Consider the following 12482-nt stretch of genomic DNA (forward strand, 5'->3'; position numbering starts at 1 on the left):
TTTATAAATAGTCTGCGACTCGTTCCGGCTCGTACCGGTTTTGACCATTACCATTCAGTCTGAACGACCGCCTTGACGACGTCGGCAAGACGCAACGTCAACGGCTCCCGTCCGCTTGTTTTCTTTTTCTTTCCTTTCACGACCGGCTCAATCGTAATCGACGGCTCCTCGCCTTCGAGGGAAGCCTCGGTGAGCTTGCCTTCGATCTCTTTACGCTCTCCTTCGGAATCGAGATAGACGACCTTCATCTTCCGTCCCAGATGCCGGAGATACTGACGCGAAACCCTGATGGGCTCGCCGATACCAGGAGACGAAACCATAAGCTCGAAATCACCGGCAGCCAGCATGAGGTTCTCTTCGCAGGCTTCAAGGCGTGCCCTGATGGTTCGGCTCAACTTTGCGCACTGGTCGATGCTTACGCCCTTGTCGGCCTCGATGGTCAACTCGATGATTCTGCCACCACCGCGCACATCGGCCTCGACAAGGTAAATATCGCTTCCTGTCGCCACCGCAACTTCGGCAATCGATTCGTCGATCGCCCGCCGTATCATCTCGTCCATACGTTCGCTCAAGTTACCTAAAACAAAAAAGTGGGGATCCCCCACTTTCAAAAACCGATCTTGAAAAAATCCAGTGCTCCGGTCAGCGGACAATGTACAAAAAAACCAAACACAAGCCAAACAGCCCACAGGGCAATCGGCGGCGATTCACTCCTTTTGCTTGATCTGGCTGTCAATCACCTCGTACTCCGCCTCTTCAACCTGCGTCCGACGGCTGGAGGAGTTAAACGATGATGACCCGCCGGAACGATCGCCCCTGGAAACGGTGAAGGTAAGGCGCACGAGGCGACTCACAAAGCGCACCGCCAGCCACAAAGCAATGAGAAGAAGAATGAATTTCAACATGATCGACACTCCGGAAACAACGGGCGGATTCTGGAGAACTTCCGCCGGAAACGACAACAGTCTGGATGGTTATGTTAACGAACGGGAAAAGCTTCTCCAAATCAATAAACCAGTCAGGATCAGCAGATCAGGAGAGCGATGACCGGCCTTCGAGCAGTTCGGCGAGCCGGTCGGGGTCAATGCGGTGTTTAAAGGCCTCCCGGCCATTGATCAGGATGACGGGTATATCGAGACCATAACGCTCCAGGAGCTCGAAATCGCCGGAAATATCCTTTTTCTCGATCTCGAACGGTGTACGCTGACGAGCCTCTTCGAGCACTGCCATCGCTTTGTCGCAGAGGCAGCAGGTCGGCTTGCCATAGATGGTAACCACCGGCCTCATGGCCGGGCCGACTCCTGCGAGACCGCTTCGTGCAGCACTTCGATGATGGCATCGAGGTCGAGCGAGGTCTGCTCGGAGGTTTCGAGATTCTTGAGCGCGTAGTGGCCCGACTCCATTTCGCTCTGTCCGATGAAGAGCGCATAGGCCGCGCCCATGCGGTTGGCGTCGCGCATCTGCGCTTTCATGCTCCTTCCTGCCAGATCGATCTCGGTCTTCAGCCCCGATTTGCGCAAGCGGAAGGCAACCTGCATGGCGTGGTCGGTCAGCTCTTTCTGCTGCACCACTACATAGACCAGCGGCCCGTGCGGATTGAGCGTGGCGAACAGCCCCTGCTTTTCCATGGCGATCATGAGTCGCTCCATGCCGACCGCAAAGCCGACGGCGGGCAGATCGTTCGACGCGCCAAGCTCGCGGGCCAGACCGTCGTAGCGGCCGCCGCCGCCGATGGCGTCCTGAGCGCCAAGTTCGGAGCTGGTCACCTCGAAGGCTGCATGGCAGTAATAATCAAGTCCGCGCACCAGCAGATGATCAACGTCATAGGCAATTTGGCGGTCGTCGAGGTAAGAAAGCACTTTTTCGAAATCAGCCACCGACTCCGGCTTGAGCGAAGCGTACAGCCTCGGTGCTCCAGCGATCATCTCCTGCAGCGCCGGGTTTTTGGAGTCGAGAATCCGCAGCGGATTCTTTTCGAGCCGCTCCTTCGATGGTTCGTCGAGGTCGTTCTGGTAGGGCATGAAATAGTCACGCAGCGCTTCGCGGTAGCGGGCGCGGTCGTCGAGGTCGCCGAGCGAGTTGATGCGGAGCCGCAAGCCGTGCAAGCCAAGCGACGAGAAAACCTGCATCATGAAGGTCAGCACCTCAGCCACCGCCGCCGGGTTGGAAACCCCGAGCAGCTCCGCACCGAACTGCGTAAACTGGCGCTGGCGTCCGGCCTGCGGGCGCTCCTTGCGGAACAGATCGCTGATATAGTAAAGTTTGCTCACCGGCGACTGCGAGAGCAGATTCTTCTGCAGGCAAGCGCGCATCACCCCGGCGGTCATCTCGGGCCGAAGCGTCAGAGAGCGTCCATTGGGGTCGGGCTGAAAGGTGAACATCTCCTTGCCGACGATGTCGGTGGTCGCGCCGATACCGCGCTGGAACAGCTCGGTGTATTCGAACACCGGCGTGCGCACCTCGCTGAACCCGTACAGTTCGGCCACCGAGCGGATCACCCCCTCGACATAGTGCCACCGTGCGATCTCATCCGGAAAAATGTCCCGCGTACCCTTGACTGCCTGCAACTGCGCCATAACTCTTTTTATCTCAACAATTAAATCTGAGGTAGATCCTTTTCCTCCGCCCTGAACAGGTCGAGCACTTCACTCGGGCTCTTGGCTTCGATGATCCGGCGACGCACCTCGTCCTTGCCGGCGAGCCTGGTGATGCGCCCCAGCAGCTTGAGATGCTCAGCAAGCATAGTCTCGGGCGTTGCCAAGAGGAACACGATCTTCACCGGCTGGTTGTCGATCGATTCGAAATCAACCTCACCGTTTAGCGTTGCCAGCGCCAGCACGGGCGCGGTCACCGCCGAGGTCTTGGCGTGGGGCAAGCCGATATTCTTGCCGATGCCGGTTGACATCTCTCGCTCACGCTTTCGCACATCCTCGGCAAGCAGCTTCAGGTCCTTGACCTTTTCATGACCGGCAACCATCGAAATCAGGGTATCGATCACCTTTTCTTTTGAATCCGACGAAAGATTCAGCGAAATATGCTTTTCCGAGAGAAGCGCTTCAATTTTCATGGGCGATAAGACTTGCAGTGTGAGGCCGTGAGATGGTGAGACCGCGTGCGCCGGACTTCGTAATGGTACTGGCCGTCAAGGGTAAGAAGATCGGGCGGCGTTTCAGGCGCTTCATCCGTCTGCCCAGGCAGGACGAAGCAACGGCCCGGCTGACCCGTGTCGGCCATTCCGAATCCGGTGAACCGGAACTCACGACAAAATCACAGGGGAATATCTCTAAACAAACTGAACTTCAATATAAAAAACATTCGGCTCCACAAGCAACCGATCAAGCAGTGCACGCAGAAAAAAGTGATCGAGCCATTCTGGCTGGCGGCCGGAGTAAACCGGATCGGGAACGGACATGCTCTGTAGTAAGAACCCGATTTCGGGTAGCAATGAAAACCCGGCGTCAAATCAACAACAGCTCAGGCGTAGGTCACAAAAAGGTAGAGCAGCGGAGCCATGAACATGATCGTGTCGAACCGGTCGAGCACACCGCCATGCCCAGGGATGAGCGACGACGAGTCCTTGACGCCGGCATCGCGCTTGAACATCGACTCCATCAGGTCTCCGATCGGGCCAATCGCGCCGATAAACAACCCAATCGGCAGTGCGCGTCCGTCAGGACAGCCGGAGATAAACGCCGAACAGCCCCATGCGGCCAGCACGCTGCCGGCAACACCGACCAGATACCCTTCCCAGGTCTTTTTCGGACTGATGCGGGCAAAGAACTTGCGGCCAAAAATCTTTCCACCAAGCCCCCGGCCTCCGAAATAGGCGAAAATATCAGCCGCCCAGACGCACATGAAAAGCAGCAATACCAGCGACTCACCACTCCCCATGCCGCTGGTCGTTTCGGCAAGCCGAAGCCGGAGCAGCGAGCCGAAGCACAGATTGACGTAAAGCAACCCGACCAGCGTCGAGCCGATATTCATCAACTGGGAACCTTGGGTTCGCCAAAGTTCGATCACCTGAAGAGCCATGACGGCGACCAGCACCGCCTCCCAGTAATCGACAATGCGGAAATAGAAATTGAGCTGCAGAAGCGCGGTCAGCGGCAGCAGCACGAGAAGCGATACCGGATGGGCATGGTGAACCGCCAGACGCCGGAACTCGGCAGTGGCCATGAGACTGAGCGCGAGCACCAGCGAAAAGAAAAAAAGCCCGCCCTGGATGTTGAGCCAGAGCAGCAGCGGAATGCCTACGATGGCCACCGCCACCCGCTGAAAAAGATTGCTTTGCGTCAGTGAAGACATAGATCAGACCTGTATCATAAACGCCCGCCGGGCATTGATTTTTCGGCATGTGCGGATGCCGGTTTTTCAGGAAAATAGCGGATCAGCAACGAAAAAATAAACAGCGACACCACAACCAGCACCCACCACGGCCACAGCAAAATGGGCGATGACGCCACCACTTCACCGGCTTGACCAGTCTGCCCGCCGCCCAGATGCAACAACACCAGCGCCGCAAGGTTGTTGGCGCCATGAGCAACTGCAGGAACCAGCAGATTGTCCGTCTTCAGGTAGAGATACCCGATATACCACCCGAGCAACGTCAGCGGCAGCAAATTGAACAACTCCAGGTGAAAAAGCGCGAACACCAGCCCGCTGAAAAGAACTGCATAAAGAGGCTTGATGTTCAGCGCAAGGCTTTTCTGAATGTATCCCCTGAACAACAGCTCTTCGCAAATCGAAGGCGTCAGCACAAAAACCAGCAACGCGCCCAGCAGGCTTGCGGGTGACGTATCTCCGGCAAGCGACCTAATGAGCCGATCGAGCTGCTCCTGGCTCTTCAGCAGCGCCTGCCCGATTTCGCCAAGCATCGGCAACAAACGAACCTGGACCTCCACGATACTGTAAAGAAAGGGCTGCAGCAACAGCATGCCGAGCCCGCCGACAAGCGCCGAACGCAAGCCACCGCCCTTGCCAACGCCCAGCCACCGGAGGTTGACCCGCCCGAACGGAGTGCCGCCACTCAATCGGCTAGCCAGCAGAAGCACCGGAAGCCCGAGCGCCAGGATCTGACCGATCGCCTGAGCCAGAAGCATTCGTTGCAGCAACGGTGCTGACTGGCCACGCAACACGGGCTCAAGCGACTGGCCACCGAGTGCCAGAAAACTTAATACGCCACCAGCCAGCAGGTACCCTGCCAGAATACCAACCAACACCAGAACTGTCTTGAACAGCGTCGGCCGCACGGCAGAGTTCGGATTGTCAATGGGACTCATGAACTACGTTGTGCCAATTGAAAATCGAGTTACAGAAAATACTGATCGACGCAAGACGAGTGACTCAACGACACGCGCTGTGGTCACTCTTCGCGCCCAGCGTACAATAATAAACTAACATGCAACGCTTTTTCATCCGAAAATTCAGGGCTTTTTTACCAAAAAAGCGATTACTGTTTATTTTAGTAAACGAAAAACCTGCCACATGCCCCATCAGGAGTAATCGCAGGTATCCCGGCCGGATTCCCGTAATCGCCCGGCGAAACCGGGCCTCATCCAGCATTTTTTGTGAAAATACTTGTTACCGGCACGGCCGGATTCATCGGCTTCCACCTTGCCGAACGCCTTGCTCAGAGAGGCGACGAAGTGGTCGGTCTCGACAACATCAACGACTATTACGACCAGAACGTCAAGTACGGACGGCTCGCATTCTCAGGCATAGACCGCGATGCCATCGAAGAGGGCAAACTCGTTACCTCGACAAAGTATCCGAACTACCGCTTTATCAAGCTCGATCTCGAAGACAAGGCCGCAATTGACGCGCTGTTCGCCGCCGAGCAGTTCGACGCAGTCTGCAACCTTGCGGCACAGGCCGGGGTGCGCTACTCGCTGACCAACCCCGACGCCTACATCAAGTCGAACATCACCGGCTTCATCAATCTGCTCGAAGCATGCCGCCACAACAAGGTCGGCAACCTCAGCTACGCATCGAGCTCGTCGGTGTACGGCCTGAACGAACGCCAGCCTTTTTCGGTGCACCACAATGTCGATCACCCGGTGAGCCTGTACGCGGCCAGCAAGAAGTCCAACGAGCTGATGGCGCACACCTACAGCCACCTGTTCGGCATCCCGACCACCGGCCTGCGCTTCTTCACGGTCTACGGGCCGTGGGGACGGCCAGACATGGCGCTGTTCCTGTTCACCAAAGCCGCGCTCGAAGGCCGCCCGATCGACGTCTTCAACTACGGCAATATGCAGCGCGACTTCACCTACATCGATGACATCATCGAAGGCGTGGTACGCGTTATCGACAATCCGGCCAAATCGAATCCAAACTGGAGTGGCCAGAACCCCGATCCCGGCACTTCGTCGGCCCCGTACCGCGTTTACAACATCGGCAACAACGAGCCGGTCAGGCTGTTGGATTTCATCGAGGCCATTGAAAAAGCGCTCGGCAAAACCATCGAAAAGAACATGCTGCCAATCCAGCCGGGCGACGTTCCCTCGACCTACGCCGACGTCACCGACCTGGTCGAAGAGCTTGGCTACAGACCTGCCACACCGGTTCAGGAGGGCATCAACCGCTTCGTTGCCTGGTACCGTGAATTCTTCAACGTCTGAGGCGCTGGAGATGGGCATCGACGGCCGACTGTAAACCATGAACATTCTCTTTATCAACTCGGCAAGAACCTGGGGAGGAACCGAGAAATGGACCTCCATGGCAGCTCATGCTCTTGCTGAAAGCGAGAATACTTTTCTGGTTTACCGCCGGGAAATCGTAGGAGAGCGCTTCACGATCCCGAAATTTCAACTGCCATGCCTGAGCCATGTCGATCCGTACACGATCATGCAGGTCATCAGAATCATCCGGCAACACCGCATCGATGTCGTCATCCCGACCAAACGCAAGGATTATATGATTGCCGGTATCGCATCGAAAGTGTGCGGCATCACGAACATCCTCCGACTCGGAATCGACCGGACGCCGACGAGCTTCTGGTTTCACCGGCTCATGTACGGCACCCTCGCGGATGGCATCATCGTGAACGCCCGCAGAATCAAGGAAAGTCTCTCAAAGGCGACCTGGCTTGATTCCGACAAAATCAGAGTCATCTACAACGGAATCGATACAACCGCTATCGACCGACAGTTCCCGGACGGACTGCCCGACAAACCGACAGGATTCACGGTGTGCTCGATGGGCATTCTGACCCGGCGCAAGGGATTTGATTTTCTGATGGAGGGCTTTGCGCGATTCCTTGAACGTTCCGGAGCACAGGACGCGGAGCTCGTCATCATCGGCAGCGGGCCTGAACAGGCCGCCCTCGAAGCCCTTGCCGACGAACTCGGCATTTCCGGCATCACCAGATTCACGGGATTTCTCCGCAATCCCCTGTCCGAGCTGGCCCGCAGCCATCTGTTCGCGATGGTCTCGAAAAACGAGGGCATTGCCAACGCGCTGCTCGAAGGCATGTACCTCGGCAACGCCCCGGTCAGCACCAGAGCCGGCGGTTCAGAAGAAGCCATCGATCACGGCGTCAACGGCTATCTGCTCGACTACGGAGACGTCGAGACACTGGCCGACACCCTTGTAGAGCTGTATCAATCACCGCAGCTCCGGGAAACCATCGCACGGCGGGCCAGAGAACGGGTCATCAAGCAGTTTGCATTGGAGCGGATGAGCCGTGAAGTCATCGATTTCTGCAAGTCGCGACAAAAAAGGTAAGCCGATATTTTTGTAGATTGGCTTCACATGTTGTCATCTCCAACCACAACCCCAGACCCAACAGCAGCAGCACACCTGCTCCGGACGCATGAATTTTCTCTTTCTTAATTCCGCGCGCCGTGGATGGGGCGGCAATGAAAAGTGGACCAAAATGGCTGCAGAAGCCCTTGGCGCCAGGCATGAGGTCATGCTCGCGTACCGCGATCCGGCAATAGGTGATCGAATTGACGTTGAAAAAGTCCGCCTCCCTTTCCGCTGGGAGTTCGATCCGACCACACTTTCCAGCCTGGTCAGGCTCGTCCGTCAAAAGAAGATCGATATCCTGATTCCGACCAAACGTAAGGATTACGTGATTGCCGGTCTTGTCTGCCGCCTTACCGGAGCAACCAACATCCTCCGGCTCGGTATTGACCGCCCACCAAAAAACACCTGGATTCAGCGGCTGATCTTCGGTACGCTGACGGATGGCGTCATCATCAATGCAGAAAAAATTCGCCAGACACTTGCCCAATCCTCATGGTTCGACACCGGCAAGGTACGGGTGATCTACAATGGAGTCGACAGGGAACGACTGGAACTGGACTCCGGCAATCCTTATGAAAAGCCCTTTCCATTCACGATCGGCGCTGCCGGGGCGCTCATCCCGCGCAAAGGATTCGACTTCCTCATTCGCGCGTTCGCCCGATTTACCAGTGGCAACCAAAGTGCGACCGACAGCGGGCTCGTCATTGCAGGAGCGGGGCCAGAGCGGGATTCACTCGAAAAGCTCGCTACCGATCTCGGAGTTGCTAACCGGGTGCGTTTTACCGGACATCTCAACAACCCCTACCCCATGATGCGCGCCTGCAATCTGTTTGTCTCGGCCTCGCAATCGGAAGGCTTGGCGAATGTGCTGCTCGAAAGCATGGCGCTCCGTTGCGTCCCTATCAGCACTCTCTCAGGTGGGGCCGATGAGCTGATCGAGGATGGAAAAAACGGCTTTCTCGTGCAGTACGGTGACGAAGAGCAGCTCGCGGGAATCTTCGACAAATTGTACAGGAACCGCGATCAGGCCGATGTTCTTGCCGCGAATGCACAGCGGACGATTATGAAGCGCTTCTCCATTGAACGGATGCGCACCGACTTGCTAAAATTCTGCTCGGAAACCCTCGATCGAAAAAAAGCCTCATGAACGTACTCTTCATCAACTCCATCGGCAAAGACAAATTCGGCGGTGGTGAAAAGTGGATGGTCAATGCCGCAAAAGGGCTGACTGAGCGGGGGCATAACGTCGTAATGGCCAGCAGGAAAAACTCCCGCCTCCTGAAATATGCGGCTGAAAAGGGCGTTCAGACCAAAGTCATGACTATCCGGGGCGACATCAGCCCTTTGGCGACGCTGAAAATCGCCTCGTGGATGAAGCAACACGAAACGGATGTGCTGATCTGCAACCTCAACAAGGATGTCCGCGTGGCTGGCCTTGCCGCCCGTCTCGTCGGCAGACCGGTGGTGCTGGCGCGCCACGGCATGCTGCTGTGCAGCCGGAAATGGAAACACAAGCTCACCCTCACCAGACTGACCGACGGCATCATCACCAACAGCCAGACCATCAGAAAAGCCTATGCTGAGTATGGCTGGTTCAGCGAAAACTTCGTCAAGGTGATCTACAACGGCCTGATTATTCCCGAAAAGGTCACAGCATTCGATTTCGCCTCGCGCTTCCCCGGCAAAAAGATCATCTACAGCGCCGGACGCCTCTCCAAACAGAAAGGGTTCGAGTACCTGATTGAAGCGGCCGCCATCCTGAAACGCAAACGCAACGACCTCGTGTTCGCCATCTCGGGTGAAGGCAAACTTGAAAGCGAACTGAGCAACCAGATCAGGACGCTCGGTCTCGAAGACAGCTTCGTCTTACTCGGCTTCACGCCCGACATTTACCCGTGCCTGAAAGGGTGCGACCTGTTCGTGCTGGCCTCGCTGTTCGAAGGCATGCCCAACGTGGTCATGGAGGCGATGGCCATGCAGAAACCGGTCATAGCGACCGACGTGAACGGCGCACGCGAACTGATGGGAGCAAGCGCGGAAAGCCTGCGCTGCGACACGGGCCTCATCATCCCGCCGAAAGAGCCGCAAGCCATCGCCGAAGCCATCGAAAAGCTGATCGACAATCCTGAAGCTGCCGAAGCCTGCGGAAAGGCGGGCCATGAACGAGTGAAAAACAACTTCACCATGCAGGCGATGGTCAACAATCTCGAAGAGCACCTGCGCAACAAAATCGCTGAAAAACGCAGCACAGGTCAAGAGACAAAAACAGATCCTGCTTCGTAAAACCGCGCTATGCCCGGTAGGAGCCTACCTGCTGCCGATGCTGCCATTCGTAGGTTCCAATCGGGCATAGACTTTTCGGAAAGCCTGCTGAACCGCATCGACCCCGATATCCCCAACCAGATCCGACAAGGATACGACGATCTCGTGATTCGTGCTCAGTGGAGCAAACCGTGTCCAGTCATTGCGGCGATTGCGGTAAAGCGCCACGACCGGGAGGTCGTGACACGCAGCCATATGCACCAAAGAAGTGTCGGGCGACACCAGCAGCTTCAGCTCCTGCATAACAAGATCGACCTCACCGAGCGTCGCGGTAGGCGGCAACGGCAGAACGTTGTCCAGTTCCCGCTCAAGAAACAGCTTATCTTCGTGATCCTTCGCGGAAGCGAACACGACAAAACGCTCTTCGGGATAATTCCGGACAAACTCGGCCCAGTTCTCTTTCGGCCAGTATTTCAGTCGGCTTGCTGAGCTCAGGTTGAGCCCGATGTAACCCTTCCCGGCTATCGAACGCGCAAAATCGCTAAGTGACTGGCTCACGGGAAGTGGCGGCACATATGGCCTGATCGACTCCCTGCCAGGCACAGTGACGCCAAGAATATCGAAAAGCCCGGAGTGCCGCTCCGTCACATGGTCATAATAGTCTTTGTCGATCAGGCGGTCGTAAAGCCGTTCGTGATAGTCATGCCGGTGAGCCACCTTCAGGCGGGCGCGCAGAAAGAGGCTCTGCAGCAGAAAGCTGATCGACATGGAATCTTTCGGATTGAACAACACGTCAAAACGGTGATTCATCACGTACCGAATCCAGGTGAAGAAACCGCTCTTGACATTGAAAATGGAAGCGACATTCGGATCGGACTCGAAAAAAACGGCTGAAACTTTTCTGAAGGCGATCAGATGAATTGTGGCTTCGGGAAGCGCTGCACGGATTTCAGCAAACAGCTTCGTAAGAAGAATGCAATCGCCATAGCGTTCGGGCAGCAGAATAGCAATGGAACGAACGTCGCCATCAAACCGGCCAACCTTGCGTCTTGAAACCGCCTGCAACAGCCGTGCAAAACCTTGCCGGAGCTTTAATTTATTTTCTCGTTTCATGAATCTAAAATACGTTTTATACACCACATTACGACCAATAACTTCACCTGATTCACTTCAAACCTGAGTCCATCATGCAGCAACGAGGCATGATTTCGTGAATCGAGACGGTCACACACAATACGCCTACCACAAGGTCGGCAACTATGAATAAAGGCAAAAATAGGCGTACATTGATTCCTCAATAGCGCAGTCGATAATGAAAAATCCAGAAAAATCAGCGCGGAGATGAAGCCCAAAAAAAAGAAAAAACGGCAGTTCCGACAGGCATTCGCTCGCTTTCTTCAACGCATCGTCACCAAAAAAAAGCGGCACGGAAACGTTCTCTGGCCCGCTGAACTCCATCGCAATCCTCGCCCAGGAGAAACTCGGCGACTGCGTGCTGCTCACCCCGCTCATCCGGAACCTGCGCAAACGGCATCCCGATCTCGAGATCCACATCATCGCTTTCAGCCAGGCATCTGCGGCCTTCTTCAAGAATGATCCAGCAGTCACCGCAATACATCTGGCAAAAAAAAATCCGTTGCAGCACCTGAAAGGGGTTCGCTCTGCACGCTTTGACCTGCTGTTCAACACCAAGGATCACCCGTCGACCCACTTCCTGCTTCAGAGCGTGCTTATCCCTGCCCGGTTCAAGGTCGGCCACGCAAACCCTTTTCATAAAGGGCTGTACGACCGCCTTATCGATATGGATTTTCACAGCCACATGGCGCTCAAAAACTGCTCGTTGCTGACGGTGCTAGGCATCGATGCCAGCACCGAAGATTGCCGCCCATCGTTGCCCGCAATGCCGGTGTCAAACGAGATACTGCAACTGTTGCGTCAGCTGGATGGCCTACGTCCGATCGGCGTCAACATTAGCGCGGGACAGCCCAACCGCTACTGGACTGAGGAGAAGTGGAAAACACTGATCGGAAGTTTTCCAGATGAGCGCTTCGTGGTACTCTCCGCCCCTGACGACACGGATGCAAAACAGCGCCTCGAAAAAAGCTGCCCCAACGCAATCACTACGCCCCCCACCCGCAACCTGTATGAAGCGAGCTGCATCGTAGCTGCACTCCGGTTGCTGGTCACCCCCGACACTTCGATGGTGCATGTAGCTTCTGGCGCTGGCATCCCGATCGTCGGCCTGTACCGGGAAGCCCCCCAGGACATCTCGCGCTTCGGACCTTATGCGGTACCATACAAGCTGATCATCTCGGACACAGGACAGGTCAGCGACATCGAGCCCGATACGGTTGCCACAGCGATGCACATGTTGCTTTAGGACTAAATCCTTGAGCTGATCGCTTTTGGAAAAGAGGACATAAAGCACATATATTGAGGATAAGTATTTTCACACCACACCTATACAGGGT

General features: G+C 55.8%; 14 protein-coding genes. 5 read left to right on the top strand and 9 right to left on the bottom strand.

Translation table 11 applies throughout. The features are described 5' to 3' along the window. Nucleotides 1-47 precede the first annotated feature (47 nt). The 7 genes from rimP to CPAR_RS09125 all read right to left on the bottom strand — a co-directional run bounded on the left by rimP (nucleotide 48) and on the right by CPAR_RS09125 (nucleotide 5279). On the bottom strand, nucleotides 48-560 hold the full coding sequence (rimP, locus tag CPAR_RS09095; RefSeq protein WP_012503020.1) for a ribosome maturation factor RimP: 513 nt from the start codon (nucleotides 558-560) through the stop codon (nucleotides 48-50). A gap of 147 nt (nucleotides 561-707) precedes the next feature. Then, nucleotides 708-905: a hypothetical protein gene (locus CPAR_RS09100; protein ID WP_012503021.1), complete on the bottom strand. Its 198-nt coding sequence runs from the start codon at nucleotides 903-905 to the stop codon at nucleotides 708-710. A 127-nt stretch (nucleotides 906-1032) separates the two neighbouring features. Further along, nucleotides 1033-1287: a glutaredoxin family protein gene (locus CPAR_RS09105; protein ID WP_012503022.1), complete on the bottom strand. Its 255-nt coding sequence runs from the start codon at nucleotides 1285-1287 to the stop codon at nucleotides 1033-1035. Next, nucleotides 1284-2576, bottom strand: coding sequence for a histidine--tRNA ligase (hisS, locus tag CPAR_RS09110; RefSeq protein ID WP_012503023.1), 1293 nt, complete (start codon nucleotides 2574-2576; stop codon nucleotides 1284-1286). The genes CPAR_RS09105 and hisS overlap by 4 nt, the downstream gene beginning before the upstream one ends. A gap of 20 nt (nucleotides 2577-2596) precedes the next feature. Continuing rightward, nucleotides 2597-3067 (bottom strand): PTS sugar transporter subunit IIA, encoded by a 471-nt coding sequence (locus tag CPAR_RS09115; RefSeq protein ID WP_012503024.1) that lies wholly within the window; start codon nucleotides 3065-3067, stop codon nucleotides 2597-2599. Between the two features lie 407 nt (nucleotides 3068-3474). Continuing rightward, the gene (locus CPAR_RS09120; protein WP_012503025.1) at nucleotides 3475-4305 is read right to left on the bottom strand and encodes a phosphatidate cytidylyltransferase; all 831 of its coding nucleotides are present in this window, start codon (nucleotides 4303-4305) and stop codon (nucleotides 3475-3477) included. Nucleotides 4306-4319: 14 nt separating this feature from the next. After that, nucleotides 4320-5279 carry a CPBP family intramembrane glutamic endopeptidase gene (locus CPAR_RS09125; RefSeq protein ID WP_012503026.1) on the bottom strand — a complete coding sequence of 320 codons (960 nt, stop codon included), beginning with the start codon at nucleotides 5277-5279 and terminating at the stop codon, nucleotides 4320-4322. A 288-nt stretch (nucleotides 5280-5567) separates the two neighbouring features. Between CPAR_RS09125 and CPAR_RS09130 the strand changes: the two genes are divergently transcribed. The 4 genes from CPAR_RS09130 to CPAR_RS09145 all read left to right on the top strand — a co-directional run bounded on the left by CPAR_RS09130 (nucleotide 5568) and on the right by CPAR_RS09145 (nucleotide 10032). Next, nucleotides 5568-6620 carry an NAD-dependent epimerase gene (locus CPAR_RS09130; protein WP_012503027.1) on the top strand — a complete coding sequence of 351 codons (1053 nt, stop codon included), beginning with the start codon at nucleotides 5568-5570 and terminating at the stop codon, nucleotides 6618-6620. Between the two features lie 37 nt (nucleotides 6621-6657). After that, nucleotides 6658-7725 (top strand): glycosyltransferase, encoded by a 1068-nt coding sequence (locus CPAR_RS09135; RefSeq protein WP_012503028.1) that lies wholly within the window; start codon nucleotides 6658-6660, stop codon nucleotides 7723-7725. A gap of 88 nt (nucleotides 7726-7813) precedes the next feature. Continuing rightward, complete coding sequence (locus CPAR_RS09140) at nucleotides 7814-8896, top strand: glycosyltransferase (RefSeq protein ID WP_012503029.1); 1083 nt, start codon at nucleotides 7814-7816, stop codon at nucleotides 8894-8896. Next, nucleotides 8893-10032, top strand: coding sequence for a glycosyltransferase (locus CPAR_RS09145; RefSeq protein ID WP_012503030.1), 1140 nt, complete (start codon nucleotides 8893-8895; stop codon nucleotides 10030-10032). The genes CPAR_RS09140 and CPAR_RS09145 overlap by 4 nt, the downstream gene beginning before the upstream one ends. A 24-nt stretch (nucleotides 10033-10056) precedes the next feature. On the opposite strand, the gene CPAR_RS09150 is transcribed toward CPAR_RS09145, so the two are convergent. Together CPAR_RS09150 and CPAR_RS11305 are read right to left on the bottom strand one after the other, a co-directional pair. Next, on the bottom strand, nucleotides 10057-11124 hold the full coding sequence (locus CPAR_RS09150; protein ID WP_012503031.1) for a glycosyltransferase family 9 protein: 1068 nt from the start codon (nucleotides 11122-11124) through the stop codon (nucleotides 10057-10059). A gap of 144 nt (nucleotides 11125-11268) precedes the next feature. Continuing rightward, complete coding sequence (locus CPAR_RS11305) at nucleotides 11269-11523, bottom strand: hypothetical protein (protein WP_232203897.1); 255 nt, start codon at nucleotides 11521-11523, stop codon at nucleotides 11269-11271. Here CPAR_RS11305 and CPAR_RS09155 point away from each other — a divergent pair. Next, on the top strand, nucleotides 11474-12391 hold the full coding sequence (locus tag CPAR_RS09155; RefSeq protein ID WP_408610140.1) for a glycosyltransferase family 9 protein: 918 nt from the start codon (nucleotides 11474-11476) through the stop codon (nucleotides 12389-12391). The two genes, CPAR_RS11305 and CPAR_RS09155, sit on opposite strands and share 50 nt — an antisense overlap. Nucleotides 12392-12482 lie beyond the last annotated feature (91 nt).

Origin of the sequence: Chlorobaculum parvum NCIB 8327 (genome assembly GCF_000020505.1) — a bacterium.
In the GTDB taxonomy this organism is placed as follows: Bacteria; Bacteroidota; Chlorobiia; order Chlorobiales; family Chlorobiaceae; genus Chlorobaculum; species Chlorobaculum parvum_A.

Excerpts from the sequence above, each read along its gene's own strand:
- CPAR_RS09100 (WP_012503021.1), bottom strand. The coding sequence starts at position 905 with ATGTTGAAATTCATTCTTCTTCTCATTGCTTTGTGGCTGGCGGTGCGC.
- CPAR_RS11305 (WP_232203897.1), bottom strand. The coding sequence starts at position 11,523 with ATGAGCGGGGTGAGCAGCACGCAGTCGCCGAGTTTCTCCTGGGCGAGG.
- hisS (WP_012503023.1), bottom strand. The coding sequence starts at position 2,576 with ATGGCGCAGTTGCAGGCAGTCAAGGGTACGCGGGACATTTTTCCGGAT.
- CPAR_RS09135 (WP_012503028.1), top strand. The coding sequence starts at position 6,658 with ATGAACATTCTCTTTATCAACTCGGCAAGAACCTGGGGAGGAACCGAG.
- CPAR_RS09105 (WP_012503022.1), bottom strand. The coding sequence starts at position 1,287 with ATGAGGCCGGTGGTTACCATCTATGGCAAGCCGACCTGCTGCCTCTGC.
- CPAR_RS09140 (WP_012503029.1), top strand. The coding sequence starts at position 7,814 with ATGAATTTTCTCTTTCTTAATTCCGCGCGCCGTGGATGGGGCGGCAAT.
- CPAR_RS09125 (WP_012503026.1), bottom strand. The coding sequence starts at position 5,279 with ATGAGTCCCATTGACAATCCGAACTCTGCCGTGCGGCCGACGCTGTTC.
- rimP (WP_012503020.1), bottom strand. The coding sequence starts at position 560 with ATGGACGAGATGATACGGCGGGCGATCGACGAATCGATTGCCGAAGTT.
- CPAR_RS09115 (WP_012503024.1), bottom strand. The coding sequence starts at position 3,067 with ATGAAAATTGAAGCGCTTCTCTCGGAAAAGCATATTTCGCTGAATCTT.
- CPAR_RS09145 (WP_012503030.1), top strand. The coding sequence starts at position 8,893 with ATGAACGTACTCTTCATCAACTCCATCGGCAAAGACAAATTCGGCGGT.
- CPAR_RS09150 (WP_012503031.1), bottom strand. The coding sequence starts at position 11,124 with ATGAAACGAGAAAATAAATTAAAGCTCCGGCAAGGTTTTGCACGGCTG.
- CPAR_RS09120 (WP_012503025.1), bottom strand. The coding sequence starts at position 4,305 with ATGTCTTCACTGACGCAAAGCAATCTTTTTCAGCGGGTGGCGGTGGCC.